The sequence below is a fragment of the Alteribacter aurantiacus DSM 18675 genome (assembly GCF_000429705.1).
Taxonomy (GTDB): domain Bacteria; phylum Bacillota; class Bacilli; order Bacillales; family Salisediminibacteriaceae; genus Alteribacter; species Alteribacter aurantiacus.
In genome coordinates this window covers 2,103,608-2,128,116 of the sequence record NZ_KE386941.1, presented here as the reverse complement: position 1 = coordinate 2,128,116, position 24,509 = coordinate 2,103,608, and the positions used below count along the sequence as shown (strand labels likewise).

Genomic DNA, 24,509 nt, shown 5'->3' with positions numbered 1-24,509 from the left:
TAAAAAAAATCCAATAAAATCGCTCAAATATATATTTTTCCATGATATTATAAGGAACATAAGTGATAACTGCAACAAGCAGTAGCGCTTTTTCGACAAATTCAATCAGTCTTTTACATGACATACATAATCAAACGCAAGATACAGAGGAGGTTTCCTATGACAGCTGCAATCATATATAGTCTTATTGGAATCATTATCATTTTAATCATTATTGGAGCGCTTTCAAGAAAGAAGATCTATAAAGAAGTTGACAGGTTGGAACAATGGAAAATGAAAATTATGAATGAGCCTGTCACAGAAGAAATCTCGAAAATTAAAGGTCTGACTATGTCTGGAGAAACGGAGCAACGATTCGAAGCTTGGCGTTCTGAGTGGGATGACATTGTTACACACCAGCTTCCTGACGTGGAAGAGAAATTATTTGATATTGAAGAGTCAGTGAACAAGTACCGGTTCAGAAAAGGGAAAAAGCTGTTAGTGGAAGTCGATTATACTCTAGCCGCAATTGAAACCCATATGAAAAACATGATTAAAGAGATTGATGAATTAGTTGAAAGTGAAGAACGAAACAGAGAAGAAATCAGCGAAGTACAACATTACTATGATGAAACGAAGAAGAAGCTTTGGATGAAGCGAAGTACACTAGGAGAAGCTGGCCTGAAGCTCGATCAGATGATGAAAGAAGTTCATGGCTCCTTTGATGTATTCCAAGAGCAGACAACTGAAGGGAATTACCTTCTTGCAAGGGAGACCCTTGAAGCAATGAAAGAATCTCTAAAAGAGATCAATCGTTTAATCGAAGACGTTCCTCCTTATCTCGTTTTATTGGAAAAGGAATTACCAAAGCAACTCACTGAACTGTCCCTTGGTTTAAAAGAGATGGAAGCAAAGGGCTTTGCTATTGAACACTTTAGTTTTGGAAGCCAAATCACGAAGATGAAACAAGAGTTGGACGGGCTATTTCTTCTATTGGAAGAAGTAAAAGTAGACGAAGTAAAAGAGCCCATTCAAGATATTCAGAGCGAAATCGAGGGCATATACGAAACGCTTGAATATGAAGCACTCTCTAAGCAAGTTGTTACTCAGGAAGTTCATGAATTAGCCAAGCGAGTGGACTTACTTCCAGAGACCTTCCGTCAATTGTTAGTTGAAACCGAAGAAGTGAAAATGAGCTACCGTATAACGGAAGAAGACTACAAATCACATTTGAAAATTGAAAAAACAGTGAAAGAACTGCTTCAGCAATTCGTCATGATTGAAGATTATATCGAGAACCAAAAGCAGTCTTATACTGCATTAAGAAAAATGGTGTCGGAGTTTAAAGAGAAGCTTGAAGCCGGAGAACGAGACCTGTTTTATGCTAAAGAAGTTCTTGAAGACATGAGAAGTGACGAAAGAAAAGCGGAAGAGACACTAAGACATCTAAGACAAAAGCTAATCAGCGGTCAGAAAAAACTTCAAAAAAGCAACATTCCTGGGTTGCCAAGGGATATTCTTGAGGAAATGGATACGGCTGAAAAATACTTCATACAAGCTTCCAATAAGATAGATGAGGTTCCCTTATCCATAGATGAGGTGACGCATCACGTAGATCAAGCCCATGATCATATCGAGAACGTAATGGCAATTTTACATGATGTGATTGAAAAAGCGACCTTAGCCGAGCGGGTGATCCAATATGGAAACCGCTACAGAAGGCAGAATGATCGCTTAAATATCTTGTTGCTCCAGTCCGAAGAAGCGTTCCGAAATTATCAATATGAAGAAGCGCTGGAGATGAGCCTGAAAGCAATCAAACCAATTGACCCGAATGTATTGGAAAACGTCCAAAAAGAAGAAACATTACAGCCGAGTGTGTAAATCACACTCGGTTTTTTTAGAAGGCACTGAAAAAGTTGGTCTTTAACTTTTTTAGTCCCTTCTAAGCAATGAGCGTAACGGTTGCCTGTTTTGAAAGCCTGATACGAGTGGGTTTCTCGTATCAGGCGCGCAACCGAGTGGAGCCATTGCCATTCAAATAAAGGCACTGAAAAAGTTGGTCTTTAACTTTTTCAATGCTTTCTTTTTTATTTTGGGAGGCTCGAGGCAGAAATAACGTTCCGATTGGCAGAAATAATCACCATTATGGCAGAATTAACGTTCTGTTTGGAAGAAATAAGCTCAATATTGGAAGAATTCCACTCCTTCGTTAGGAAGAATCATTGCAAGCTCCTCATTTATTAAAAAAATACCCATGAAGTGATTGCTCACTACATGGGTACCTCGAATGTACTACGCTATTCTCGATCTTCTGAAACAAAGTAGCCTAAGGTGCCGCCAATAATCGCAGGGATGATCCAACCGATGCCTAGTTCGAAAAACGGAAGAAGGCTGAGAACGGATGTTAACGGTGCGGTTAGGATATCGGCAGTAATAAACCCTTCTGGAATACTAACTAGAGCAGCCCCAATGACAGCTCCCATGAATACACCTCGTCTTTTATTAAAGGCTTGCTCTGTAAGAACAAGGATAATTAAGACAATGGCCACAGGGTATATCATAATGAGCATTGGTAAAGAGAATGCAATGAGTTTTGTGAGTCCCATGTTTGCCATCAGCAAGCTGAAAAGAGCAATGATCCCTGTTGTAAGCGGATAAGGGATGCTCGGAAGAACACGTTTCAAATATTCACCGAAAGCGGAAATCAATCCGACGGAAGTCGTCAAACAAGCAATCACAATGACTAATGAAAGAAGAATGACACCTGCTTGACCCAGAAGAATACCTGAAACGGCCGTCAAGATTTGCCCGCCGTTTTCCATCATGCCAATTTCACTTACACTCGTTGCTCCTAAATAAGATAGTGAGAAGTATACAAGGGCAAGCCCGATTCCTGCAATAATCCCTACATGAACGGCCTTTCTTGCCACTTCATTTGGTTCAACGACCCCATGTTCTTTCATTCTAGAGATCACAACAATACCGAACACGAGAGCAGCGATTGCATCCATCGTCAAGTAACCTTCAAGAAATCCTTTGAAAAACGGGAACTGCATGTAGCTCTCAGTAGGTTCTTGGATTGTTCCGACAGGATTCAGGAAACCATTTACTGCAAGAACGGTGAGGAGAACGACCAAAGCAGGCGTTAAGTATTTACCAACTCTGGAAACAAGCTTTGAAGGATTTAAAGAAAGCCAATAACTGATTCCGAAAAAGAATAATGTAAAAATAAAGAGCGAAGTGGTTTGTAGACCTTCACCTGTATAAGGTGTTGCCCCGATCTCAAAGGCAACACTACCTGTACGAGGAATCCCAAACAGAGGTCCGATGGCTAAATACACAACCAATGGAAAAAATAAACCGAATTGAGGGCTCACTTTATTTGATACCTTCTGCAAATCCCCTCCAGATTTAGCGATAGCCACGATTGCGAGGATCGGTAGCCCTACACCGGTTACAAGGAACCCGAGTATGGCCGTCCATACTGATGAACCTGCTTCTTGACCTAGTGCGGGAGGGAAGATTAGATTACCTGCTCCTAAAAACAAAGCAAACATCATCAAACCGATGGTAAATGTTTCTTTTGTTGTAAGCGTTTTCTTATTCATAGGTGAAACCTCCTGGAAACGTCATTCATGTTGGAAGATAATGGACTTGGGGCTTTAAAGCGATAAAGCCAAACGTAATTTTATCATAAAGTCGAATGTTGTAAACAGTTTAAATTAAAAGAATTTTTTCTGTTTTAAGCAAATTGTCAACGATATGGAAGAACGTTTCACATTTTGTATTGTAAAAGAGCGTTTTTAGCTGTTGAGAATAAAAAGACTAAGAGTTATGATATGATAAGCTGTTGGAGAGTATTCACTTGTTATAAAGGAGTTAACGATAAATGATTTATTTTGATAACAGTGCAACAACGCGTCCCTACAAGGAAGCTGTAGATACGTTTGTAAAAGCAACTGTCGATTTTTTTGGGAATCCATCGTCTTTGCACCCGGCGGGTAAACAAGCAGAGCGCCTTCTTGTGCAAACACGTGAACGTGCGGCTGCGTTGCTTCGCGTTCATCCTAAAGAGGTGTTGTTCACTTCCGGTGGAACAGAAAGCAATAATCTAGCAATTAAAGGAACAGCTTATCAGCATCAATCAAGAGGAAAGCATTTGATCACATCGGAAGTCGAGCATGCTTCCAGTTATGAAACATTCAAACAACTGGAACAAGAAGGGTTTACAGTCACATACTTACCTGTGAGCCGGTTCGGCATTGTTCATATTGAAGATGTAAAAAAAGCAATTAGACCTGATACAACCCTTGTTTCTTTAATTCATGTGAACAACGAATTGGGATCGATTAATCCGATAGAAGTTATTGGTAAAATACTACAAGAACATCCGAAAGTCCTTTTCCATGTGGATCACGTTCAAGGTGTTGGCAAAGTGCCGTTAGATCTTAAAAAGGCAAACGTCGACTTTTGTTCGTTGTCTTCACATAAGTTTCACGGCTTAAAAGGGTCGGGAATGCTATACACCAGGTCAGGGACGAAATTATCTCCTATGTTTGCTGGGGGCAGTCAAGAACATCAACTAAGAGCTGGAACGGAAAATGTGGCCGGTGCGACAGCCATGGTAAAGGCGTTGAGAATGACTCAAGAAGCTGCCTGGGAGAAAACCGATCACTTATACCGCATGACGGAGAAGTTAATAGAAGCATTAAAATCGGTTGACGGCGTGTATATGAACACCCCAAGTGAGCGGGCACCTCATATTGTCAATTTTTCAGTTCCAGGATTAAAACCTGAAGTTCTCGTTCAATCATACGGTGAAAAAGGGATTTACGTCTCAACAAAAAGCGCGTGCTCCTCAAAGTTTGCTGAACCAAGCAGGGTATTATTGGCTTGTGGTTTTTCTCATGAACGGGCAGCGAGTGGCGTAAGAGTGTCTCTGTCTTTTGAAAACACGGAAGAAGAAATGTCTACATTTATTGATTACACGAAGGAAATGATCCCTTCGCTTTTAAAGGTGGTAAACAAGTAATGCAACCAGTATATGACCATATTTTAATCCGCTATGCTGAGCTTTCTTTAAAGGGAAAAAACAGAAGTCACTTTGAAAAACGACTTCAACTCAATGTAAGAACAGCTCTTAGAAATTTCGAGAACGTAAAAGTAAAACGATCATTTGGACGCATGTTTGTAGAGCTAAATGGAGAAGATGTACAAGGTGTCTCGGACACTCTTAAAGACTTGTTCGGTATTCATTCCCTTAGCCCGGCCTTAAAAACGAATAATAAGCTCGAAGAAATTAAAGAGGCTGCCCTTTTTGCAATCAAAGACGCTCTCCCTGATGAAGTAGGAACGTTTAAAGTGTCAGCAAGAAGAATCGACAAAACGTTTCCTGTTCAATCGCAAAAATTGAACTATGAACTAGGCTCACACATCTTGCAAAATACGGACCAGATTACAGTGGATGTTCATAACCCTGACGTTGAAGTGAAAGTCGAGGTAAGGCAAGAAGCGACATACCTTACGTGCAAAACAGTAAAAGGACCAGGTGGCCTTCCTATAGGAACAGGAGGAAGAGTGATGCTGATGCTTTCAGGGGGGATTGATAGCCCTGTAGCCGGTTATCAGATGCTAAAGCGCGGGGTGGATTTACAGGCAATTCACTTTCACAGCCCTCCTTTTACAAATGAACGTGCCCTTCAAAAAGTGAAAGACTTGACGAAGGTCCTCTCTCGCTATGCCGGTATGGACATTACATTACATGTCGTTCCCTTTACGGAGGCACAAAAGAAAATTCATGAAGTGGTACCAGGCGAGTATGAAATGACCATTATGCGAAGAGTGATGCTTCGAATTGCTGAGAAGGTGGCAGCAAATAATAAAGCACTTGCTCTTGCGAACGGTGAAAGCTTGGGGCAAGTAGCAAGTCAGACATTAGATAGTATGTTTACGATCAATGAAGTAACGACCATGCCTGTTTTAAGGCCACTTGTGGCAATGGATAAGTTAGAAGTGATTGATATTGCACACAAGATTGATACGTATGAACTTTCGATTCTACCTTATGAAGATTGTTGTACGATCTTTTTACCACCGCAAACGAAGACCAAGCCAAATCGTACAAAAGCCAATCGATTTGAAGGCAACTTGGAAATCGATGCTTTGGTTGAAGATGCAGTGGAGAGAACATACAAGCAAAAGCTTTCTGCCAGTGAAGAAACGGATAAAGAATTTGAGGACTTGTTTTAAGACCAACTAGTTAAAAAAAATGGGTCTTCATCTAGGGGTTAAACGCTTTTCTTTTTACCACAAATTGGTCATTTTCTCCGTGCATGTAATCTCTCACCTTGTAGCATTCTATTGTTACAAGGGAGGTGACAAACATGGCAAACAACAGAAGTTCTAACCAATTAGTAGTCCCTGGTGTACAACAAGCTCTTGATCAAATGAAATACGAGATCGCTCAAGAGTTCGGTGTCGAACTTGGTCCGGATTCAACTGCTCGCGCTAACGGATCTGTGGGTGGAGAAATCACTAAGCGTCTAGTTCAACAAGCTGAGCAACAACTTGGCGGGTACCAAAAATAATAAATATTATGGCTGATGGGAGTATCACCGGTATCCGGGCGATACTCCCTTTTTATGTTTGCGGTGCCAAACATCTAAAAAAATGCCTCACATGATGCCTTGCACCTTCATTGATTTTAGGTAAAAACAAGGGTATGATGAGTGGGATTGGAATACTATCCCAAAACGATTCAACTGACATTTTGCAACAGGGGAGAGAGATGGAATGGGGACACTTTGGTACGGAGCAAAAGTCCGAACTTTACGTACAGAAGACGACATCCAAGAAGCTGTTTACGTTGAAAACGGCATTATTCAAGAAGTAGGGGAAAAAGAGTCTCTTATACGAAAGTTCGAAGAGAGTATTACAGATTACCAAGATGTATCCGGTGGTGTTATTTACCCCGGACTAGTGGATAGTCACCTACATATGATTGGGCACGGTGAAAAGCTACAACGCCTTGACTTGTCTGAAGTCACTAGTGTAAACACCCTGATGGAACTACTAAGACAAAAAGCGAAGGAACTTCCTGAAGGGGAGTGGCTAATTGCAGAAGGGTTCAACGAAAACCTGTTCACACCAGCTGTCGTCCCTCACAGGGCAGAATTGGATGAAGTTACTTCAAGGCACCCGATTGTGCTAACAAGAGTATGTCGCCATGCGATGCTTGTGAATTCTTATGCGTTAGAACTTGCCAAAATTCATAAAGACACGCCGAACCCACCGGGAGGCTTGATTGAAAAGGATACAGAAGGACTCCCGTCCGGTTATTTACATGACCAAGCACAGGAGTATGTCCGTGATGTGATGCCGAGCATAGACAGTACATATCTTGAGCGTGCCTTGTCCGACTCATTGGAAGATTTGTGGTCACAAGGCTTTACCGGTGCCCATACGGAGGATCTGAACTATTATGGTGATTCCCTTCTTACCATTCAAACGTTCCACAAGATTATCGATGGTGAGAAAAGAAAGTTTCGTGCGAACCTACTCGTTCATCATGAAGTGGCAGCTTTTCTAAACGAGAGAGGCTTCAGTTATGGAAGATTGAATAACACCCTTGAAATGGGAGCAGTTAAAATCTTTGCAGACGGTGCCCTCGGGGGACGTACAGCTTTATTGAGGCAGCCATACAGCGACGACCCATCTACAAGCGGAGTTGCCATTTATAGTAGAGAAAAGATTCGTCATATTGTAAAAGAGGCGCGGATGTTGAACATGCCTGTTGCGATTCACACCATAGGGGACCTTGCTTTGGAATACGCTCTTGATGCCATCGAAGCACACCCGTGTCCTAAAGGGAAAAGAGACCGTCTCATACACCTTCAAGTAACGGCACCGGATCTTTTGAAGAGGTTACAAAAGCTCCCTGTCGTGCTGGACATTCAACCAAGGTTTGTAGCATCTGACTTTCCATGGGTGGAAGAAAGACTCGGTTCTGAAAGACTGGAATACGCCTTTGCTTGGAATACGTACTTAAATATGGGTATTAAATGTGCGGGGGGTTCTGATGCACCTATTGAACCACCAAATCCATTGCTTGGGGTTCATGCTGCAGTTACAAGAAGAAAGCCCGGCCAAAGTCACGAAGGCTACTATCCTAATGAAAAGCTAACTCTATTTGAAGCCTTGCGCTTGTTTACGGTTGGAAGTGCTGAGGCCATTTCCAAAGAATCGGAAACAGGACTCATTGAAAAAGGATATAAAGCAGACTTTACGATTTTTGATCAAGATCTTTTTGACCTGACTCCTGACGAGTGGCTTGATGTGAAAGTGAAAAAAACCGTAGTCGATAATTCCGTTATGTACGAGGGGAAGTAAAAAGAAGAAAGGATGACTCGTAGCAACTACGAATCATCCTCTCACCCTTGATACTCTTACAAGAAACTTCGCTTCACTTTGTGAAGGAACGAGTTATCTTTAAGCTTAAGCATCTTAATTTTACGGTCTGAGACTTTTACTTTGATCTCTTTACTGTGGCGAATGCTTAATGCTTCATTGTCGACACCCATGATTGGATGGTCATTCCCATCTTGAACGACACGAAGGACAAGCTCACGATCGCCACTTAATAACAACGGAGATCCGAGTGTACGGTAATTGTTGTTATCTAGGGAGGCCATTTCCGTCAACTGCATGGAAACAAGGCGGGGGTCAACGATCGCCCCTTTTAATGATTTGTTATAAGCTGTACTTCCTGTTGGAGTTGAAATGACGAGGCCGTCTCCACGAAACGTTTCAAAATGAAGATCGTCAATAAACACATCGACGACGAAGGTTTTTATAACGTTGGAACGGATGGAGCATTCATTCAAACAATAGAAACCTTTTTGCCCATCAATCGTAACTTCAAGTACAGGGTATCGAAGAACTTCAATCATATCTCTTTGCATGGCTTGTTCAATGGATTCCAAGTCTTCGAGGTCAAAGTCGGAATAAAAACCTAGGTGACCGTCGTTAATGGAAAGGTATAAGCAATCTTCTTGGAAATCCGTACGTCTAAGAGATTGCAAAAAGGCACCGTCACCACCGATACTGGCAATGATATTGGCATCTTTAACGTTATCAACAAGGCGGAAGTTGTTGTTTCTGCCGATTTCTTTGAGGCGTTCGACTTTTTCTTTTGTTTTTTCTTCTTCTACATAGTGAAGGTAAACATTTCTTCTCTCTGGCATGATGGATCTTCCTTTCTGTGAATGCTACAGGTGTGTGATGTAGTTTACCCTGTCATTACTTAATTTCTTTATAAGAAGAAGAAATCCTTCAAGAAAGTCGGAATTTGTCCTATTCCTTTAACGGAGATAAAGGGATAGAGGAAGAAGAGGCTGGACAGAAGTGTTTTTAAATCCGAACAATGGTATGCGGTGCAAAAAGCCGCTACTGAACTATACTTCGCTTTCTGCGTGAAGCGACTGAGCCTCCTTGTGCTATGTACACTGCAGGTGGCCTTCGTATAGTTCATCTGCTCTGTTAGCAAATGGTTCGGATGCTACTTTAAACACTTACTTTTGTCAGGCTCGTACCAAAACATAAATAATGGAGGTTTTAAGATGAGTGGAAAACGCTGGGTTGCAGTTGGTATTGCTGTAGCACTATTTATTGGATCAAGTTTCTTTACCCTAGCTTTAAGTGCCTTTTCAACAGATTGGGACAATCTTTTTGCAGGGGAAGAGTACGATGTGGACGAACACATCCTTGAAAGAGGAAATGGAAACGGAAAGATTGTAGTGGTGCACTTAAACGGAGTAATCCAAAGTAGTTATGATGCCCCGTCTTTATTTGAATCCGCAACGTATAATCATCATCGTTTTTTAAAACAACTCGATGCTGCAGCAACTGATGGTAGCGTGGATGGTATCATTATTAGCGTGAATACGCCAGGTGGAGGCGTAATGGAAAGCGACCAAATCCACGATAAGATTGTTGAAATTCAAGAGGAACACGGGAAAGACGTTTACATTAGCATGCAAAGTATGGCTGCGAGCGGTGGCTATTATATTGCTGCACCAGCTGCCCAAGTGTATGCTCACCCTCAAACGATCACCGGATCGATTGGAGTTATTATGCAGTCCTTGAACGTAGCGGAACTGGCCGAGGACTTGGGCATTCAATCAGAAGTAATTAAAAGCGGTCCATATAAAGACATCATGTCAGCAACAAGAGAAATGACAGATGATGAAAGACAGATTCTTCAAGACCTCATTGATGAGTCTTACGAGCGTTTCGTAGATATCATTGCAGATGGCCGTGACATGCCAAGAAGTCAAGTTGAAGAGCTTGCGGATGGTAGAATCTATTCAGGAAATCAAGCGTACGAGGCAGACCTGGTTGATGGACTTGGAGATTTAGACGATGTCATTGAAGCGTTCAGAGAAGACATTGGTAAAGGGGATATCGACGTAGTTGAATATCGTCAGCCACTTGGATTTCCGTCGTTATTTGGAGCTACGGCTCAATCCGTATTTGGTGATCAGCTTTCAATGTATTCTATGAAAGAATGGATTCATCAGTCTCATGCACCTCGCCTGATGTATCTATATACGAATTGAGGTGTGGTTAAATGAGTGATAATCGAGAATTTGAAAAAGAAGAAGACCAGTTAACTGACACTGAAGTCGTAAAGAACGATCAAGAAGTGGTTGAGGATGATCCATTCGGTCCCGTCCATGAAGAAAAGGAAGAAGTAACGTTTTCATCAGAGCCTGTCTATTATGGTGGGTTTTGGATGAGGTTTTGGGCGTACTTAGTGGATCTCATCATCGTTGCTAGCTTAAATGGCCTCATTGTTGGAGGGGCTCTTGTTTTTATCGGACTGGATGGCCTCACATTTGGTATTTATTCACTAGCCGGTTTAGTCAGTGCGATCATTACGTATAGTTATTTTACCATTATGACGAAGATACTTGGCCAAACATTAGGGAAGCTCATATTCGGCCTCTCTGTTATATCTGTTAAACACGGTAAGCTGACGTGGGGAGACGTGCTTATTCGTGAAGTTGCAGGACGTTTCATACACAGGTCATTGGTGATTACGAATGTTCTTTATGTGGTTATCGGTTTTGATGGTCGTAAACAAGGTATTCATGACAAGTTTGCTGATACAGTTGTGGTGTTAGAGCCTAGAAAAAGCAGACGATCATAAAATATTTAAAGTAAACCTGTCCTATTGGGCAGGTTTATTTTCTTGGTCCTTGTCGATACTTAAAAGGGCACTTAAAACATAAAATTATATTTTCGGTAGTTATACTTTGGTTGCGGAGGTGTGTTCTTTGACATGGTTGTGGTGGATTGTTGGTATCCTTGGTATTTTTGGCATTTTCATTTTTACATTGCTATTCTTTTCGAACTTACACGTACACATCAATTATTTTCACGATGGAGATAATGACGAGTTGAAAATAAAAACGATTCTCTGGAAAGTATTTAGGTACACATATACAATTCCCGTCATTTCGGTGGACAAAGAAACACCGACAATTGTGATGCAGGAAGAAGAAGATTCTTCGGCAGGACATGAAGAAACGAACGAAAAAATGTCCATACATGATTTTGTATATGACATGAGGCAGTTTAATGAATTCCTTACTCATGTGCTAGGTTTTCACACGATTCTGCGTCATTTTTTAGCCACTGTATCCATTAATCAGTTTTCATGGAAGTCGGTTGTAGGAACTTCGGATGCTGCATTGACCGGAAGTATCGGAGGAGTCTTGTGGGGGATTAAAGGAAATGTTGTTGGTTTAATTGGTAACTATTTTAAGGTTCGTTCTCTCCCGGAATTAGCTATTCAGCCTGTATTTAATCAAGCAATATCAAGGACAGAATTGAAATGCATGTTATCTTTCCGAATCGGGAATGCTATTCTCGGAACCATCAAAGTGTACCGACACTGGAGAAATGGAAGACCTTTTAAGCTTAAAAAAGGATCTGAACAGAGGAGGGATATGAATGTCTGAACATCCAATTCAAGGGTTAATGAAAACAGCCATGGAGAATTTGAAGGAAATGGTTGATGTCAATACGATCGTAGGTGACCCTGTAGAAACACCTGATGGTGGCGTGATCATGCCTGTAAGTAAAGTTGGGTTTGGTTTTGCAGCTGGAGGAAGTGAGTTTATCGTAGAAACTCGTGGCAGTCATGGCGATCGTGAAGAGAAACATCCATTTGGAGGCGGTAGTGGGGGTGGCGTGTCCATTACACCTATTGCTTTCTTGATTGTGAATCCTCAAGGGGTGAAGATGGTTCACTTGGACCAAAGCACGCACTTGTATGAAAAGCTGTTTGATTTAGCGCCACAAGTAGTGGATAAGATCCAACAGATGATGCAGCAAAATAATCATTCAGGTTCCGGAAATCGCCCAAAGAATAACAATTCCACTCAAAGCGGCGAATCACTTGATTTTTAAAATGGAACGGCCTCGCAGGAAGGATGCTTGCGAGGCTTTCTTATGTTATTTTGATTATATAAGGGTTATCACTGTTTAAGAGGCCACGATGTGTGGTATTTTATGTATGTATCTTAAGAGTGAATGAAAAGGCACTTAAAGAGTTCAGTTTTCTCTCTTTCAAGTGTAATTAAATGAGGAGGCTTAACATGGCACAAGTAACATTTAAAGAAAAACCAGTTACATTACTTGGATCCCACGTTTCAGTTGGAGACACAGCACCGAATTTTACTGTTTTAGCCAATGACCTTTCAGAAGTGAAGCTGTCAGACAGCAAAGGAAAGGTTCGACTCATTAGTGTTGTACCATCTATTGATACGGGAGTATGTGAGCAACAGACACGTCGTTTTAACGAAGAAGCAGGACAATTAGACAATGTTGAGATCCTTACAATCAGTGTAGACTTACCATTTGCTCAAAAGCGCTGGTGTGCTGCTGAAGGGATTGAAAACCTTCAAGTCCTATCTGACCACCGTGACTTAAGCTTTGGTAAAGCATATGGTGTGGCGATCGAAGAACTTCGCTTGTTATCTCGTTCCATCTTTGTAGTGGATGCAAACGACACAATTACCTATGCTGAATACGTACCTGAAGTTACGAACCACCCGGATTACGACGCTGCTCTAGATGCGGCAAAAAAAGCTCAATAATTACTCTGCTAAAAGAAGCCGGCATCAATGGACGATGCCGGCTTCTTTTTCTTGCGCTAATAAACACGTCTGTTAAAATGAACAAATGGAAAAGATAAGAACGATAGGAGTGGAACTAAGTGATGCAAGCAGAAACAAATACAGAAAAGTTATATACAGCCATGGATAAGGTGGCTGAAATCATACAACAAGTAACAGACCTACCATACTTGGAGGCCTTGTGCGAAGCAGGTGAATCCATCATGACAGGGGAGTCGACTGTTACCCTACCGGATGGAAAGCAAGAAGAGCTAGTAGGTGCAATTCAGTCGTCGCCGAAAATGGATTCCTTAAAGCCGGAAGAGATTCGAAAAGCATTTCAACTGGCTGTGCTTAAAGGGATGAAAGAAGCGACTCAACCTCATCATGCTATCACACCGGATGCTGTAAGCTTGTTCATGGGACACTTGGTAGAGCAGGTCCTAAAAGATAAAAACAAAACTCACGTACTTATGGACCCGGCCGTAGGGTCTGCTAATCTGTTAACTGGCGTGATGAATCAAGCAAAAGGACAATTTCATGCCATTGGTGGAGATGCTGATGAAACGTTGATTAAGCTTGCATACGTGAATGCCAATATGCAACAAAAAGATGTTGATCTGTTTCATCAAGACAGCGTGGCTACCGCATACGTTAAAAATGTGGATGTTGTCGTTTCAGATCTCCCTGTAGGGTTTTATCCCGATGATAAAAAAGCATCAGAGTATGAACTTAAGAGTAAGTCAGGACATTCATTTGTTCATCACCTATTGATGGAACAAAGCCTGAATCACGTTAAGCCTGGTGGTTTTTGTTTCTTCCTTATTCCAAACTTCTTATTTGAAAGTGAAGAAGCAGACTCGTTGCACACGTACTTGAAGAAAGAGGCGATCATATATTCCCTTCTTCAACTGCCAAAGTCCATGTTTAAAAACGAACAACAAGCGAAGAGCATTTTTATTGTTCGTAAACGAGGAGAAGGGATTGTTCCTCCAAGGCAAGCATTACTGGCTGAAATGCCTTCGTTCACAAATAAATCCGCCCTTAGGGACATGGTTAAAAACATTGATGATTGGTTTTCTTCCCACTTGAAAAAAGAACAATAGACTGAGGTATGCGCTTACTTTTTTGTAATAAAAATTTCATTTTTTCAGCTGGCTAAGATGTTTCATAATTTGTTGGTTGAACGGATACAGTATAAAAGTAGTTGGGACGCAGTTTGTTCCCTGATAAAGGTTAAGATGAAGATGATGTGTTATAGTCCTGTGTTGCGATTTTAGTAATACAGGGGCTTGCAATATCCGGTTTGAAGTGGTTTAATATGTGATGGTGAAAATATAACAACAAGACTAAATGAGAGAAACACCTCGTTTTGTCGTTGCATAGTAACACCTGTTCAACGAGAATAGGGAAAAGAAGGAGCGGTTTATGTATGTCAAAAATAATTGCTATTAATGCAGGAAGCTCATCCTTGAAGTTTCAATTGCTTGAGATGCCTGAAGAAACTGTTGTAACAAAAGGCGTTGTAGAGCGAATTGGCTTAAATGATTCCATTTTTACCATTGAAGTAGACGGTGAAAAGAAAAAAGATATTCTTGATCTTGAAGATCACGCTCAAGCGGTTAAGATTCTTCTCGACAAGCTTACTACACATAATATTATTCAATCTCTTGATGAGATTGATGGAATTGGTCACCGTGTCGTTCACGGTGGAGAGAAATTCAACGATTCTGTTGTGATTACGGACGAAGTTACACAAGGTATTGAAGAAGTATCTGAGCTGGCACCTCTTCACAACCCGGCAAACCTAGTTGGTATCCGTGCGTTTAAGGAAGTTCTCCCTAACGTACCTGCTGTTGCAGTTTTTGATACGGCTTTCCACCAAACGATGCCTAAACAGTCTTACCTTTACAGCTTGCCATATGAGTACTATGAGAACTATGGTATTCGTAAATACGGATTCCACGGGACAAGCCATAAGTACGTATCTGAGCGTGCGGCAGAGATACTGGGCCGTCCACTCGACCAATTACGCCTTCTTTCTTGCCACTTAGGGAATGGAGCAAGTATTGCGGCAATCGATGGTGGCAAATCCATTGATACGTCCATGGGATTCACTCCACTTGCAGGTGTAACAATGGGAACTCGTTCTGGTAACATCGACCCTGCTCTTATCCCTTACATTATGGAGAAGACAGGCATGGGTGCTGAAGAAGTTATTCAAGTACTAAACAAGAAGAGTGGAATGCTTGCCCTTTCAGGATTTTCAAGTGACCTTCGTGACATCGAAACAAGTGCGGATGAAGGAAACGAGCGTGCTGAACTTGCTATGAACGTGTTCACATCTCGTATTCACAAATACATTGGATCGTATGCTGCTCGTATGCACGGTCTTGATGCGATCATCTTTACAGCTGGAATTGGTGAGAACAGTGACACCATTCGTGCTGCGGTTCTAAAAGGCCTTGAGTTCATGGGCGTGTATTGGGACCCTTCACTTAACAAAGTTCGTGGTGAAGAAGCGTTTATTAACTACCCACACTCTCCAGTTAAAGTTATTGTCATTCCAACAAACGAAGAAGTTATGATTGCACGAGACACAGTGCGCTTAACTCAATAATTTCATTTAACAACCGGAACCTTTGTGGCTCCGGTTGTTTTTTATACCTTTGAAAGGTTGAGCACTGAACTGCCGCGGAAAAGGAAGGGCAGTCCAGTGCTCAACCATTTCCTTATCGACATTGAAATAGACCAAATAGTAACGGTACCCTATCCCGCTACAAAGTGGGGAGTGAAGTCACCATTAAAATAAAGGGACTACATTTCTTCATCGGTGAAATAGTATAATAAAAGATAGCAACAACGGAAGCGGAGAGGAGAACGCTGAACATGAAAACAATCGCAAGCGTCCAAGAAGGAGAACGTCTTGTAGGTTTTTTCCTCGTAAAAGAACGTGAAGTACGAGTAGCTGCAAATGGAGACGAATACATTGATCTTCTATTAGGGGATGAGTCGGGGACGATTCCTTCAAAGATGTGGGATGTAACAGAGCAACAAAAAAATGCAGTTAATCGAAAAACCATTCTAAAGATAGATGGTACCGTAAGACACTTCAGAGGAAAAAAACAACTTCAAATCAATCGAGTGAGAATTGCGAATGAAGAGGACAACATCGATATCCAAAGTCTTGTTCAAAAGTCGACTACATCAAGAGAAGAATTGTGGCAGGACTTAAGAATGGTCATCGACGATATTCATCACGATGTGTATGCAGCCATCATAAGAAAGATTTTTGGTAACAAAGAAGTCCGAGAAGCCTTTACGACGATTCCAGCGTCTAAGGTGATGCATCATGCTTATTATGCCGGTTTATTAGAGCATGTTGTATCTCTATGTCATAGTACCTTGCAGCTTCTACCTGTTTACCCTCATTTGAACAAAGACTTACTTTTAACCACGTGTCTTCTTCATGATATCGGTAAAACAAGAACGATTCACGATGCCATCACGCCAGAGTATTCAGATGAAGGTCAACTGATGGGGCACCTAGTACTAAGTGTAGAAATGATTAATGAAGCCGCCTTTGAAGCAGGATTTTCAGCTCAGCATGAGGAAGTAGTAGCTCTAAAGCACTGCATATTAAGTCAATTTGGAGATATGGATAAAGGACTGGGAAGTGCTGTCTCAGGGAAAATGCCTGAATCGATCTTTTTTAATGCAATCGAAGAAATGGATGCAAAGCTCAATGCCCTTCAGATGACCAAAGGGCAAAGTGAAGACGGTTGGCAGTACCATCCGATGTTCAAGCGGAAAATGAAGACAGACCACTAAAGTGAGGCTGAAACAATGTATAACTCTAGAGAAGAACAAGCGTTGGAAGACATAAAGAGATGGGAAGCGACGTACTTTGAAGAAGTGGGTACAGACTTCTCTCTTACATACCATAAGTGGATGAACCAAGCGTATGCGGCAGTTGATCACCGTTGGAGAGGGAAGCTTCTTACCATTACTGATAATGTGTTGTTTCATGTTCAATCAGCGATCCAGCAAACAAGATATGAAAAGCAAACCGTTGAATACCTCCTAACAGAGGCAAGAATCTTTAACAACAACATCAGCGAAATTCGTGATATGAAAGAGCTTTCGATAGACCAACTTCGATTCATAGCAAGAAAGCAACTGGCAAAGCAACGGTTGGTTTCTTTAGGGCAGGGAAGCTTAACAGGGATGGGGGGGTTACTGTTTACGGTAGCCGATTTACCTCTTCTCTTAGCGATTAACTTGCGAACAGTCCAGAGAGTGGCCATGACCTATGGGTACGATTTAAGAAAGCCTTATGAGATGATGTTTGTTCTTAAGGTGTTTCATATGGTTTCTTTACCTCGTCACTTGCAACAGGAGGTCTGGGGGGAGCTGGAGAAAGAAGCGGCATCTGCTGATGAAGAGTGGCTCTTTTATGATGGGGAAGAAGATGTGGTTTCCCATGCATGGATGCAACGCCCGCTACAAAACATTATTAAGCTGTTTTTGCTATCCGTCCTTAGAAAAAAAGTGGTGCAAGGCCTTCCGGTGTTCGGGATTTTTGCTGGTGCAGCGTTTAATTATCAATTCACGAAACAAATCGCAGAAGGGGCGCATCAATTTTATCAAAAGCGCCACCTTCTTGAAAAACTACGATGATTTAACGGTAACGACCTCTGTTGATCTGTACCAGATCCAGAGGTCGTTTATGATTGAAGCAAGATAGGAGATATCGTCATTAAGTTGACAACTTTTTTCAAAATCCTCTTCTTCGTACAAACGTTGCTGTTTGATTTCGATTTTGCGATCCAGTTCTTTGATGAGATCTGGTATTTGACCACGGGAGTGCTCCCACTTATATAGAATCTCTTCTTGAGTAAACCGGTCCAGTTTGTTCCACTCTGTGTAGACCTTAGGGATGTAGATTTTTAGGCGTTTATCAAAAACAAATGTATATGTCATATGCCTCCGTCCTTACTCACTTCTGAAGCCACTGAAAAAGTACACCACGACTTTATATGATTTACCTTCTAGGAAGGAACCTCACTTCTTACAACCAATACGTCACAGCGTGCATGACGAGTAATATACTCCGACACACTTCCGATTAAAAACCTTTCGACAGCATTTAATCCAGTGGCACCGGTGACAATTAGATCAATCTCATATTTGGTGGCTAAATCCTTGGCAATTTTTACTTTTGGAGAGCCGTAATCTGTTACGAGTCGTACATCTTGGAGCCCTGCTTCTTCAGCAATTGTTTTGTAGGAATCGAGCATCTTCTTTGCATATTCTTCTGCTTCTTTAACAATGGTGCGATCATAATGGTCGATAGAAGCAAAGGTGCGAGTGTCTACGATGTGAGCAATATATAACGTACTGTCTTGTTCCTTTGTCATTACACTTGCTTTTCTTAAAGCGCGTTTTGCTTCATCAGAACCATCAACTGCCACCAAAATGTTTGAATAACGTATCGCCATTTGTGATCATCTCCTCCATATTTTACTATAATTTAATTATAACAAACCTATAGTCGTATTAGGGAAAAAAGCGTTTTTTAAAGACCACAATCGTCCTTCTTCAGTATGCTCTATACATGCGGATGTCTTCACCATTTTCCCCTCTCTCAAACATAAAACATTCAGGATGGTCAAATACTATCCATAAATGAAGGGAGGGTAACCGCATGCCTAAGAAGAACAAACTTTCAGGTGGGTTGTATGATAATGAAGGAGAAATGGCCACCCATAACCAGCTGATGGATTCCTATTATCAACATTCTCCTGAGCACAAAACCTTCAATGAAGAGTTTGCAGAAGAACCAAACCAAGAAAAGAATTTATCTGAAAAAAAGAAAAAGAAAAAGAAGAAAAAGGATAAATAAGTATTGCTCCTGTAGAATTGTTGCTAGGGTGATGAATGTATTTTTTCATTCGCGTACAGTCAGGATTTACATTATTCATCCCGAATAACTAGCAACAATTCTTACGGAGTAGCACTTCATTAATCATGAAAGGGAGTGAGGCACTTCACTTTCATGATTTTTTTATCCAGTATGAATATCTTCCTCCTTATAGGACGTATGGGTTAATCATTTCTACGTTTTAGCTCGACTCCTCTACGAGCTTACAAGCTTGTACGTTCGGCATAAAAATATCATGACTTACGCCATTGAGGACGATGAGTCAAGCATCCTTTATGGCTCGTGATCAAGACGCTCGCACGTTAGTCCATGAGAAGTGAAAACGGCATAAGTTTTTACACCGGACCTTTCCAAGATTATAATGGGAGTATGAACTAGTAATGAAAGGTGATAACCTATGCGCCATGCACTAATTACTGCAGGATCAAAAGGTCTCGGGAAAAAAGTAACAGAAAAACTCTTGGAAGCAGGGTATGTAACAACCATTCATTACAGAAGTGATGAGGAAGCCGTTGCTCGTTTTCGAGATGAACTTCGCGAGTTTGAAGGTAGGTTTCAATTTGTAAAAGGCGACCTGACAAATCGAGAGGACATTCAAACGATCATACATAACAGTCTCGGGCGCTTTGGTACAGTGGATGTTCTGGTACTAAATGCAGGGCCGTACATTTTTGAGCGAAAGAAATTGATGGATTACACTGATGATGAATGGCAAATGATGATGGATGGAAACCTCACATCAGCCTTTCAGTTGCTAAAAGGATTAGTCCCGAAGATGCGTGAACAACGATTTGGCCGAATTATTACTTATGGCTTCCAAGGAGCTGAGCACACCCCAGGCTGGCTTTACCGATCAGCCTTTGCAGCTTCTAAAGTAGGACTCGTATCGTTGACCAAAAGCTTGTCGATTGAAGAAGCGGAGTATGGAATCACTGCCAACATGATATGCCCCGGGGAAATTATAGGTGAGATGAAAGAGGCCTCGATTGAAGAGTCGAGATCCAAAAAGGATGAGGTTACACCGGTAGGGCGTTCAGGAACAGGAGAAGACATCGCCCGAACGGTTCTTTTCTTAGCCGATTCGAATGCAGATATGGTAACAGGAACTGTCATTGAAGTGACTGGCGGAATTGATGTTCTTCATAAACATCGAAAGTCGAATGAATAAAACAAAGGAAAACACCTCAAAATGACGATAGAGGTGAGATCGATGAAAAAACGGATCTTTGTATGGATGACAATGTTCATGATGATTAATGTGGTAACAAGTCCGGTTCAAGCGCAAACAATAACAGATGAACTCCTCGCATACAGTGAAGTGAAAGTCACACTTGTTGCAGATGGTACGGAGTATGAGTGGGAGTATCAAAACCCTCATTCCTATGAGTTTGAGAAAGGTTCATTTGTTGCAAAGGGAGAGGAAGCAAAGGAAGATGTATTGAATGTCTTTGATGCGCTGTCTCTTAATAAAAATGCCGATGTAGAGGGTATGGTTAAACGATTAAAAGAGCTCGGTTATAAAGACATTTCGTCATTTAGAGCGTCCTTGATTGATCGTGATCGCTGTTTGTACACGTGGGTTTGGAACGATAAAGAAGAAGGCTCTCTCTGATTAAGAGAAAGCCTTCTTTTTGTGAAACCGCTATTGTTTACTTTTTACAATTTGAAGCTCTTTCGGGTATTTGGTAAAGGTTTCATAGCCATTTTCAGTAATAAAGACGTCGTCTTCAATACGGACGCCGGCTTGATTTGGTAAATAAATGCCCGGCTCTATTGTAAACGCCATTCCTTGTTTTAAAGGCTCTGTGTTATTCGCGTGCATAGATGGGAACTCGTGCACTTGAATTCCGAGACCGTGGCCGAGTCGATGAGGGAAGTAATCCCCATATCCTTTTTTAGAAATCCATCCTCTCGCGGTTTGGTCCAGTTCACCAATCGGCGTTCCGGGCTTACATAACTCGAGAGCTTTCATTTGAGCCGTTAGTACGGTTTCGTATATTGCTTGATCAGAATCTTTTACGTGATCGAAGAAGACGGTACGAGTGATATCCGATGCGTACCCTTTCCAAATGACGCCAAGGTCGAATAAAACCGCGTCTCCTTTTTTTAACGTTCTCGTTCCAGGGTTTCCATGAGGATCGCCGGCTTTTTCACCAAAGAGAACCATGGTAGAAAAGGCCATTTCACGAACCCCTTTTTTCTTCAAAGCATATTCAATCGTAGCGAGCACTTCCATTTCTGTAACGCCTTCCTTTAGAGCAGCCACACCCGTTTTTACGCCAAAGTCGGCTAATTGAGCAGCTTCTTTAAGGATAGCAACTTCATGCTTGTCTTTGATCAGGCGCGCTGCTTCCAATGCCTCATCCACTTCTATAAACGAAGTTTTCGGAAACGCGGTTTGCAATGCTTTTAGGCGTTCCCATGAAATGCCTCGCTCCACAGCGATGGTCTTAATGTTATCAAGGCGACTGCTCCAAGCTTCTCCTAACATGGTCCAGGGGTTGTCGGTGTCCGAGTATCCGATAATGTCACCTGTAAATTCTTCTTTTACTTGGTTCATTTCCATTCCTGGGCAAACAACGAGCGGGTCTGCGTTTTGGAAAAAGCAAGATGCGACTAGTCTTTCGTGAGGGTCAGTATCAAAACCGGTTGTGTAAAAAACGTTTGCCCGTGTTTGTAAAAAAACAGCATCGGCTTGGTGTGATGCCATCCATGATTTTAGTGCTTCTATACGATTTGTCATGTAAGCCTCCTGAACCTATTTTTTTCTTAATATGCTTGGTCTATTCTAACATAGACAATGAAATCGATGCATGAATGTTCGGACAAAAGGGTAATTAATGGTTGATAACGAATAATGACTGTAGAAGGAGTGAGAAATAATGAAGGTATCATTTCATGGACATTCTGTAGTAAAGATTGAAACGAATGGCAAAACGATTTTAATCGATCCATTCATTAATGGGAACGACCAGTGCGACTTGAAAGCAGACGATGTGAAAGCAGACGTCATTTTACTCACACATGGACACAATGACCACGTCGGTGACACGGTGGATATTGCTAAGAGAAACGATGCCCTTGTTGTAGCTCCGTTTGAACTGGCAACCTATCTGGGCTGGAAAGGGGTTAACACTCACCCAATGCATATAGGAGGGGCTCATGAGTTTGATTTCGGACGGGTGAAATTAACCCAAGCCTTTCACGGTTCGGCTTATACGGATGAGGAAAAACAAGAAATCATCTATACGGGAATGCCAAGTGGAATTTTATTTTTCGCCGAAGGAAAGACCATCTATCACGCTGGGGATACTGCTCTTTACTCTGACATGAAGCTATTGGAAAAGTACCGCATTGATGTAGCCTTTCTACCAATTGGGGACAACTTCACGATGGGACCTGGGGACGCTGCTGTAGCGGCGGAGTGGATCGGAGCAAAAAAAGTTGTACCTGTTCACTACAATACCTTTCCGGTGATTGAACAAAATCCAGATGCGTTTGCTGATGCATTGGGCAATGATGCAGGTCACGTTATGAGACCTGGCGATGAACTGGAATTATAAACAGTAAGGATGAGTGGGCGTATAAGAGCCCGCTCATTTTTTTAATGCATACGAAATGATACTTACTCTTATGGTTAACTCATTTGTGTGGATCTTTTCAACTGTTATTGACGATTTGAACTGGAATGTGGGATTAGGTGTAGTCAGCCAGATCATGAAGGAATGATTTTGCTATTCCCAGCAGAGTCGCTGCCTTTCTTTTTCTTACAAGAAAGAAAAGAGTAATATTACCAAGCAAATAACACCTCATTAAAACCTGTAAACGCTGTGTCTTCTCATCTTACTTTATCGAAATATTTAACAACTATCATATGAAAGGGTGATTTACAAAAACTCTTAACTGTCATAAAAATTATAAATGTGAGCATGTGAAAAGGTGTAGCCGGAATGGCCGAGACTCCTGTGGTAGTCGGGGCCAAGGTGAGACCCCCATAGCCGTCAACTTAAGGATTGACTGTAGTAAATAGGTTGAAGAAAGGTGTAACCGGAATGTTCTTCGCTTTCCGCGGCGGTGCCGGCGAGCCTCCTCGGGCAAAGCCCTTGCGGGGTCTCTCCTGGCTCCCACTGCCGCAGGAGTCTGCGAACATTCCGGCTACACCTGATCACATGTCCAAGTTCATATCATTTGTGATAACGTATTATGGCATTCATAAAGTAAAAAACATTAAACAGGAGCGCTTTGAGTGCCACTTGTATGGCCAACTCATTGCACTTCTGATGTCTAGTATGATTACATTTGAAGCGCGAAGTGCGTTATATGAAAACGAAGAGATTGAAGTCAGTGAGATGAAATGCATGAAAGGATTACGTGAGAGTGCCGAAGAGTTCTTCCGAACAAGTGGATCACCAATTAAGATAAATAACCTATTTCATCAATACACAGAAGCCATTCGAAGACGATGTAGGAAGTGTAGAAAGAAGAATTGTGAGACACCTTTTCAAGTCTTAAAGAACACGAGGAAGGAGGAAGAAAAGCTGATACTTTTACAGATTTGAATAAGCTGTTTATTTTATAAAGATTACCTTTTGTTAAAGTAGAAAATGGAGTGAAAGGTGGCGACTCCAGCGGGAATAGCATCAGCCGAAGACCCCGCAGGGCGCCTTTCCCGAGGAGGCTAAGGCGATGCCCGCGGAAAGCGTCCACCTGTAACGGAATATCTTTGCCAAAAAAACTTCCAAAAGGAAGCTTATTTGTTATGTGAGAAAATGAGGGTGAATGATCAATAAGACAAATAACCAAAAAAAGCCGCCAATTTTGCTTAACTTGACGGCTATGGGTGAGACCCCCGGAACAAAGTAAGGAGGCTCACCTTACTACCACGGAAAGCGGAGAACATTCCGGCTACACCTTTATTATGCTTACTAACTTTACTCAATTCCTTAAGTTGGCGGCTATGGAGCTTTTTTATTTAAACAATTCAATTCAAAATCGCCCGTTCTGTCTTACTAAGACAAGTCATAGGCTAGAACAGAGGTGATTTTAATGAAAAGTTCACGATTGTTCTTATGTGTATTACTTACATTTTTATTGCTATATTTGGCATTGCCTAGAATTCCTTTTTTAGGAGAAGGCTTAGCTGTGTACTTCGCATTTGCCTGGCTCGCATTTGCACTCATTGTACTTGGAGGAAACGTCTACGCTTGGCTTAAAGAACGAGACAAAGAGAGACAGATGGACAACAGAGATGAAGGACAGGAACGTAAAGTGAAGGAAAACAGCCAGAGAAAAAAACTGCGCGGAACCTACTGATGAGCTTGAAACCCCAGGGCTGACAAAGTATACTTGTATTAGTACAGATGACTAAACAAGAGTGGAACAGCTCTTATGGGGTGGATAGC

Annotated in this window: 25 protein-coding genes; 20 read left to right on the top strand and 5 right to left on the bottom strand. The window is 41.6% G+C overall.

The genetic code is table 11. The features are described 5' to 3' along the window. Positions 1–159 precede the first annotated feature (159 nt). Complete coding sequence (gene ezrA / locus G476_RS0114110) at positions 160–1,863, top strand: septation ring formation regulator EzrA (protein ID WP_035186546.1); 1,704 nt, start codon at positions 160–162, stop codon at positions 1,861–1,863. A gap of 416 nt (positions 1,864–2,279) precedes the next feature. Here the strand turns inward: ezrA and brnQ are convergent, their stop codons facing one another. Then, positions 2,280–3,590, bottom strand: coding sequence for a branched-chain amino acid transport system II carrier protein (gene brnQ, locus G476_RS0114105; RefSeq protein WP_026690677.1), 1,311 nt, complete (start codon positions 3,588–3,590; stop codon positions 2,280–2,282). Positions 3,591–3,871: 281 nt separating this feature from the next. On the opposite strand from brnQ, the gene G476_RS0114100 reads away from it, so the two are divergent. The 4 genes from G476_RS0114100 (at position 3,872) to G476_RS0114085 (ending at position 8,370) form a co-directional block, all read left to right on the top strand. Next, positions 3,872–5,014, top strand: a complete 1,143-nt coding sequence (locus G476_RS0114100) for a cysteine desulfurase family protein (RefSeq protein WP_026690676.1) — start codon at positions 3,872–3,874, stop codon at positions 5,012–5,014. Beyond that, a complete protein-coding gene (thiI, locus tag G476_RS0114095; RefSeq protein ID WP_026690675.1) occupies positions 5,014–6,231 on the top strand; it encodes a tRNA uracil 4-sulfurtransferase ThiI in 1,218 nt (405 codons plus the stop codon). Before G476_RS0114100 ends, thiI begins: the two co-directional genes overlap by 1 nt. A gap of 134 nt (positions 6,232–6,365) precedes the next feature. Then, positions 6,366–6,569, top strand: coding sequence for an alpha/beta-type small acid-soluble spore protein (locus tag G476_RS0114090; RefSeq protein ID WP_026690674.1), 204 nt, complete (start codon positions 6,366–6,368; stop codon positions 6,567–6,569). 205 nt (positions 6,570–6,774) lie between these two features. After that, complete coding sequence (locus G476_RS0114085; protein ID WP_026690673.1) at positions 6,775–8,370, top strand: amidohydrolase; 1,596 nt, start codon at positions 6,775–6,777, stop codon at positions 8,368–8,370. A gap of 56 nt (positions 8,371–8,426) precedes the next feature. Here G476_RS0114085 and G476_RS0114080 read toward each other — a convergent pair whose 3' ends face one another. Beyond that, positions 8,427–9,224: an NAD kinase gene (locus G476_RS0114080; protein ID WP_026690672.1), complete on the bottom strand. Its 798-nt coding sequence runs from the start codon at positions 9,222–9,224 to the stop codon at positions 8,427–8,429. Between the two features lie 375 nt (positions 9,225–9,599). Here G476_RS0114080 and sppA point away from each other — a divergent pair, with 375 nt between their 5' ends. The 9 genes from sppA (at position 9,600) to G476_RS0114035 (ending at position 17,843) form a co-directional block, all read left to right on the top strand. Continuing rightward, complete coding sequence (sppA, locus tag G476_RS0114075; protein ID WP_026690671.1) at positions 9,600–10,598, top strand: signal peptide peptidase SppA; 999 nt, start codon at positions 9,600–9,602, stop codon at positions 10,596–10,598. An 11-nt stretch (positions 10,599–10,609) separates the two neighbouring features. Beyond that, positions 10,610–11,191: an RDD family protein gene (locus G476_RS22075; RefSeq protein ID WP_084405746.1), complete on the top strand. Its 582-nt coding sequence runs from the start codon at positions 10,610–10,612 to the stop codon at positions 11,189–11,191. Positions 11,192–11,318: 127 nt separating this feature from the next. Then, the gene (locus G476_RS0114065) at positions 11,319–12,005 is read left to right on the top strand and encodes a DUF2953 domain-containing protein (protein WP_026690670.1); all 687 of its coding nucleotides are present in this window, start codon (positions 11,319–11,321) and stop codon (positions 12,003–12,005) included. Continuing rightward, positions 11,998–12,456 (top strand): GerW family sporulation protein, encoded by a 459-nt coding sequence (gene ytfJ, locus G476_RS0114060; protein ID WP_026690669.1) that lies wholly within the window; start codon positions 11,998–12,000, stop codon positions 12,454–12,456. Before G476_RS0114065 ends, ytfJ begins: the two co-directional genes overlap by 8 nt. Before the next feature lie 188 nt (positions 12,457–12,644). Continuing rightward, a complete protein-coding gene (gene tpx / locus G476_RS0114055) occupies positions 12,645–13,145 on the top strand; it encodes a thiol peroxidase (protein WP_026690668.1) in 501 nt (166 codons plus the stop codon). Between the two features lie 122 nt (positions 13,146–13,267). Then, positions 13,268–14,269: a class I SAM-dependent methyltransferase gene (locus G476_RS0114050; RefSeq protein ID WP_026690667.1), complete on the top strand. Its 1,002-nt coding sequence runs from the start codon at positions 13,268–13,270 to the stop codon at positions 14,267–14,269. Between the two features lie 326 nt (positions 14,270–14,595). Then, positions 14,596–15,783 (top strand): acetate kinase, encoded by a 1,188-nt coding sequence (locus tag G476_RS0114045; RefSeq protein WP_026690666.1) that lies wholly within the window; start codon positions 14,596–14,598, stop codon positions 15,781–15,783. 269 nt (positions 15,784–16,052) lie between these two features. Beyond that, complete coding sequence (locus tag G476_RS0114040) at positions 16,053–16,994, top strand: 3'-5' exoribonuclease YhaM family protein (protein ID WP_026690665.1); 942 nt, start codon at positions 16,053–16,055, stop codon at positions 16,992–16,994. Positions 16,995–17,009: 15 nt separating this feature from the next. Continuing rightward, complete coding sequence (locus tag G476_RS0114035) at positions 17,010–17,843, top strand: EcsC family protein (RefSeq protein ID WP_026690664.1); 834 nt, start codon at positions 17,010–17,012, stop codon at positions 17,841–17,843. Here G476_RS0114035 and G476_RS0114030 read toward each other — a convergent pair. Together G476_RS0114030 and G476_RS0114025 are read right to left on the bottom strand one after the other, a co-directional pair. Then, entirely contained in the window at positions 17,835–18,146 is a 312-nt protein-coding gene (locus tag G476_RS0114030) for a hypothetical protein (RefSeq protein WP_026690663.1), read from the bottom strand. The two genes, G476_RS0114035 and G476_RS0114030, sit on opposite strands and share 9 nt — an antisense overlap. Before the next feature lie 68 nt (positions 18,147–18,214). Beyond that, positions 18,215–18,664 (bottom strand): universal stress protein, encoded by a 450-nt coding sequence (locus G476_RS0114025; protein ID WP_026690662.1) that lies wholly within the window; start codon positions 18,662–18,664, stop codon positions 18,215–18,217. Between the two features lie 206 nt (positions 18,665–18,870). On the opposite strand from G476_RS0114025, the gene G476_RS0114020 reads away from it, so the two are divergent. The 3 genes from G476_RS0114020 (at position 18,871) to G476_RS0114010 (ending at position 20,719) form a co-directional block, all read left to right on the top strand. Further along, complete coding sequence (locus tag G476_RS0114020; RefSeq protein WP_026690661.1) at positions 18,871–19,068, top strand: hypothetical protein; 198 nt, start codon at positions 18,871–18,873, stop codon at positions 19,066–19,068. 436 nt (positions 19,069–19,504) lie between these two features. Further along, positions 19,505–20,275 (top strand): SDR family oxidoreductase, encoded by a 771-nt coding sequence (locus tag G476_RS0114015; protein ID WP_026690660.1) that lies wholly within the window; start codon positions 19,505–19,507, stop codon positions 20,273–20,275. A gap of 42 nt (positions 20,276–20,317) precedes the next feature. Continuing rightward, entirely contained in the window at positions 20,318–20,719 is a 402-nt protein-coding gene (locus tag G476_RS0114010) for a hypothetical protein (protein ID WP_026690659.1), read from the top strand. Between the two features lie 30 nt (positions 20,720–20,749). Here the strand turns inward: G476_RS0114010 and G476_RS0114005 are convergent, their stop codons facing one another. Then, on the bottom strand, positions 20,750–21,850 hold the full coding sequence (locus tag G476_RS0114005) for a M24 family metallopeptidase (protein WP_026690658.1): 1,101 nt from the start codon (positions 21,848–21,850) through the stop codon (positions 20,750–20,752). Positions 21,851–21,989: 139 nt separating this feature from the next. On the opposite strand from G476_RS0114005, the gene G476_RS0114000 reads away from it, so the two are divergent. The 3 genes from G476_RS0114000 to G476_RS22070 all read left to right on the top strand — a co-directional run bounded on the left by G476_RS0114000 (position 21,990) and on the right by G476_RS22070 (position 24,420). After that, on the top strand, positions 21,990–22,670 hold the full coding sequence (locus G476_RS0114000; RefSeq protein WP_026690657.1) for a metal-dependent hydrolase: 681 nt from the start codon (positions 21,990–21,992) through the stop codon (positions 22,668–22,670). A 489-nt stretch (positions 22,671–23,159) separates the two neighbouring features. After that, entirely contained in the window at positions 23,160–23,666 is a 507-nt protein-coding gene (locus G476_RS0113995) for a hypothetical protein (protein WP_026690656.1), read from the top strand. A gap of 487 nt (positions 23,667–24,153) precedes the next feature. Then, positions 24,154–24,420 carry a hypothetical protein gene (locus G476_RS22070; RefSeq protein WP_035186529.1) on the top strand — a complete coding sequence of 89 codons (267 nt, stop codon included), beginning with the start codon at positions 24,154–24,156 and terminating at the stop codon, positions 24,418–24,420. The last annotated feature ends 89 nt before the right edge of the window (positions 24,421–24,509 follow it).

Bases quoted from the DNA above. Each gene is read 5' to 3' on its own strand.
- G476_RS0114100 (WP_026690676.1), top strand. From the start codon at position 3,872: ATGATTTATTTTGATAACAGTGCAACAACGCGTCCCTACAAGGAAGCT.
- G476_RS22075 (WP_084405746.1), top strand. From the start codon at position 10,610: ATGAGTGATAATCGAGAATTTGAAAAAGAAGAAGACCAGTTAACTGAC.
- G476_RS0113995 (WP_026690656.1), top strand. From the start codon at position 23,160: ATGTTCTTCGCTTTCCGCGGCGGTGCCGGCGAGCCTCCTCGGGCAAAG.
- G476_RS0114025 (WP_026690662.1), bottom strand. From the start codon at position 18,664: ATGGCGATACGTTATTCAAACATTTTGGTGGCAGTTGATGGTTCTGAT.
- G476_RS0114005 (WP_026690658.1), bottom strand. From the start codon at position 21,850: ATGACAAATCGTATAGAAGCACTAAAATCATGGATGGCATCACACCAA.
- G476_RS0114050 (WP_026690667.1), top strand. From the start codon at position 13,268: ATGCAAGCAGAAACAAATACAGAAAAGTTATATACAGCCATGGATAAG.
- G476_RS0114030 (WP_026690663.1), bottom strand. From the start codon at position 18,146: ATGACATATACATTTGTTTTTGATAAACGCCTAAAAATCTACATCCCT.
- brnQ (WP_026690677.1), bottom strand. From the start codon at position 3,590: ATGAATAAGAAAACGCTTACAACAAAAGAAACATTTACCATCGGTTTG.
- G476_RS0114080 (WP_026690672.1), bottom strand. From the start codon at position 9,224: ATGCCAGAGAGAAGAAATGTTTACCTTCACTATGTAGAAGAAGAAAAA.
- G476_RS0114090 (WP_026690674.1), top strand. From the start codon at position 6,366: ATGGCAAACAACAGAAGTTCTAACCAATTAGTAGTCCCTGGTGTACAA.
- thiI (WP_026690675.1), top strand. From the start codon at position 5,014: ATGCAACCAGTATATGACCATATTTTAATCCGCTATGCTGAGCTTTCT.
- tpx (WP_026690668.1), top strand. From the start codon at position 12,645: ATGGCACAAGTAACATTTAAAGAAAAACCAGTTACATTACTTGGATCC.
- ytfJ (WP_026690669.1), top strand. From the start codon at position 11,998: ATGTCTGAACATCCAATTCAAGGGTTAATGAAAACAGCCATGGAGAAT.
- G476_RS0114015 (WP_026690660.1), top strand. From the start codon at position 19,505: ATGCGCCATGCACTAATTACTGCAGGATCAAAAGGTCTCGGGAAAAAA.
- G476_RS0114000 (WP_026690657.1), top strand. From the start codon at position 21,990: ATGAAGGTATCATTTCATGGACATTCTGTAGTAAAGATTGAAACGAAT.
- ezrA (WP_035186546.1), top strand. From the start codon at position 160: ATGACAGCTGCAATCATATATAGTCTTATTGGAATCATTATCATTTTA.
- G476_RS0114085 (WP_026690673.1), top strand. From the start codon at position 6,775: ATGGGGACACTTTGGTACGGAGCAAAAGTCCGAACTTTACGTACAGAA.
- G476_RS0114020 (WP_026690661.1), top strand. From the start codon at position 18,871: ATGCCTAAGAAGAACAAACTTTCAGGTGGGTTGTATGATAATGAAGGA.
- G476_RS0114035 (WP_026690664.1), top strand. From the start codon at position 17,010: ATGTATAACTCTAGAGAAGAACAAGCGTTGGAAGACATAAAGAGATGG.
- G476_RS0114010 (WP_026690659.1), top strand. From the start codon at position 20,318: ATGAAAAAACGGATCTTTGTATGGATGACAATGTTCATGATGATTAAT.
- G476_RS0114045 (WP_026690666.1), top strand. From the start codon at position 14,596: ATGTCAAAAATAATTGCTATTAATGCAGGAAGCTCATCCTTGAAGTTT.
- sppA (WP_026690671.1), top strand. From the start codon at position 9,600: ATGAGTGGAAAACGCTGGGTTGCAGTTGGTATTGCTGTAGCACTATTT.
- G476_RS0114040 (WP_026690665.1), top strand. From the start codon at position 16,053: ATGAAAACAATCGCAAGCGTCCAAGAAGGAGAACGTCTTGTAGGTTTT.
- G476_RS22070 (WP_035186529.1), top strand. From the start codon at position 24,154: ATGAAAAGTTCACGATTGTTCTTATGTGTATTACTTACATTTTTATTG.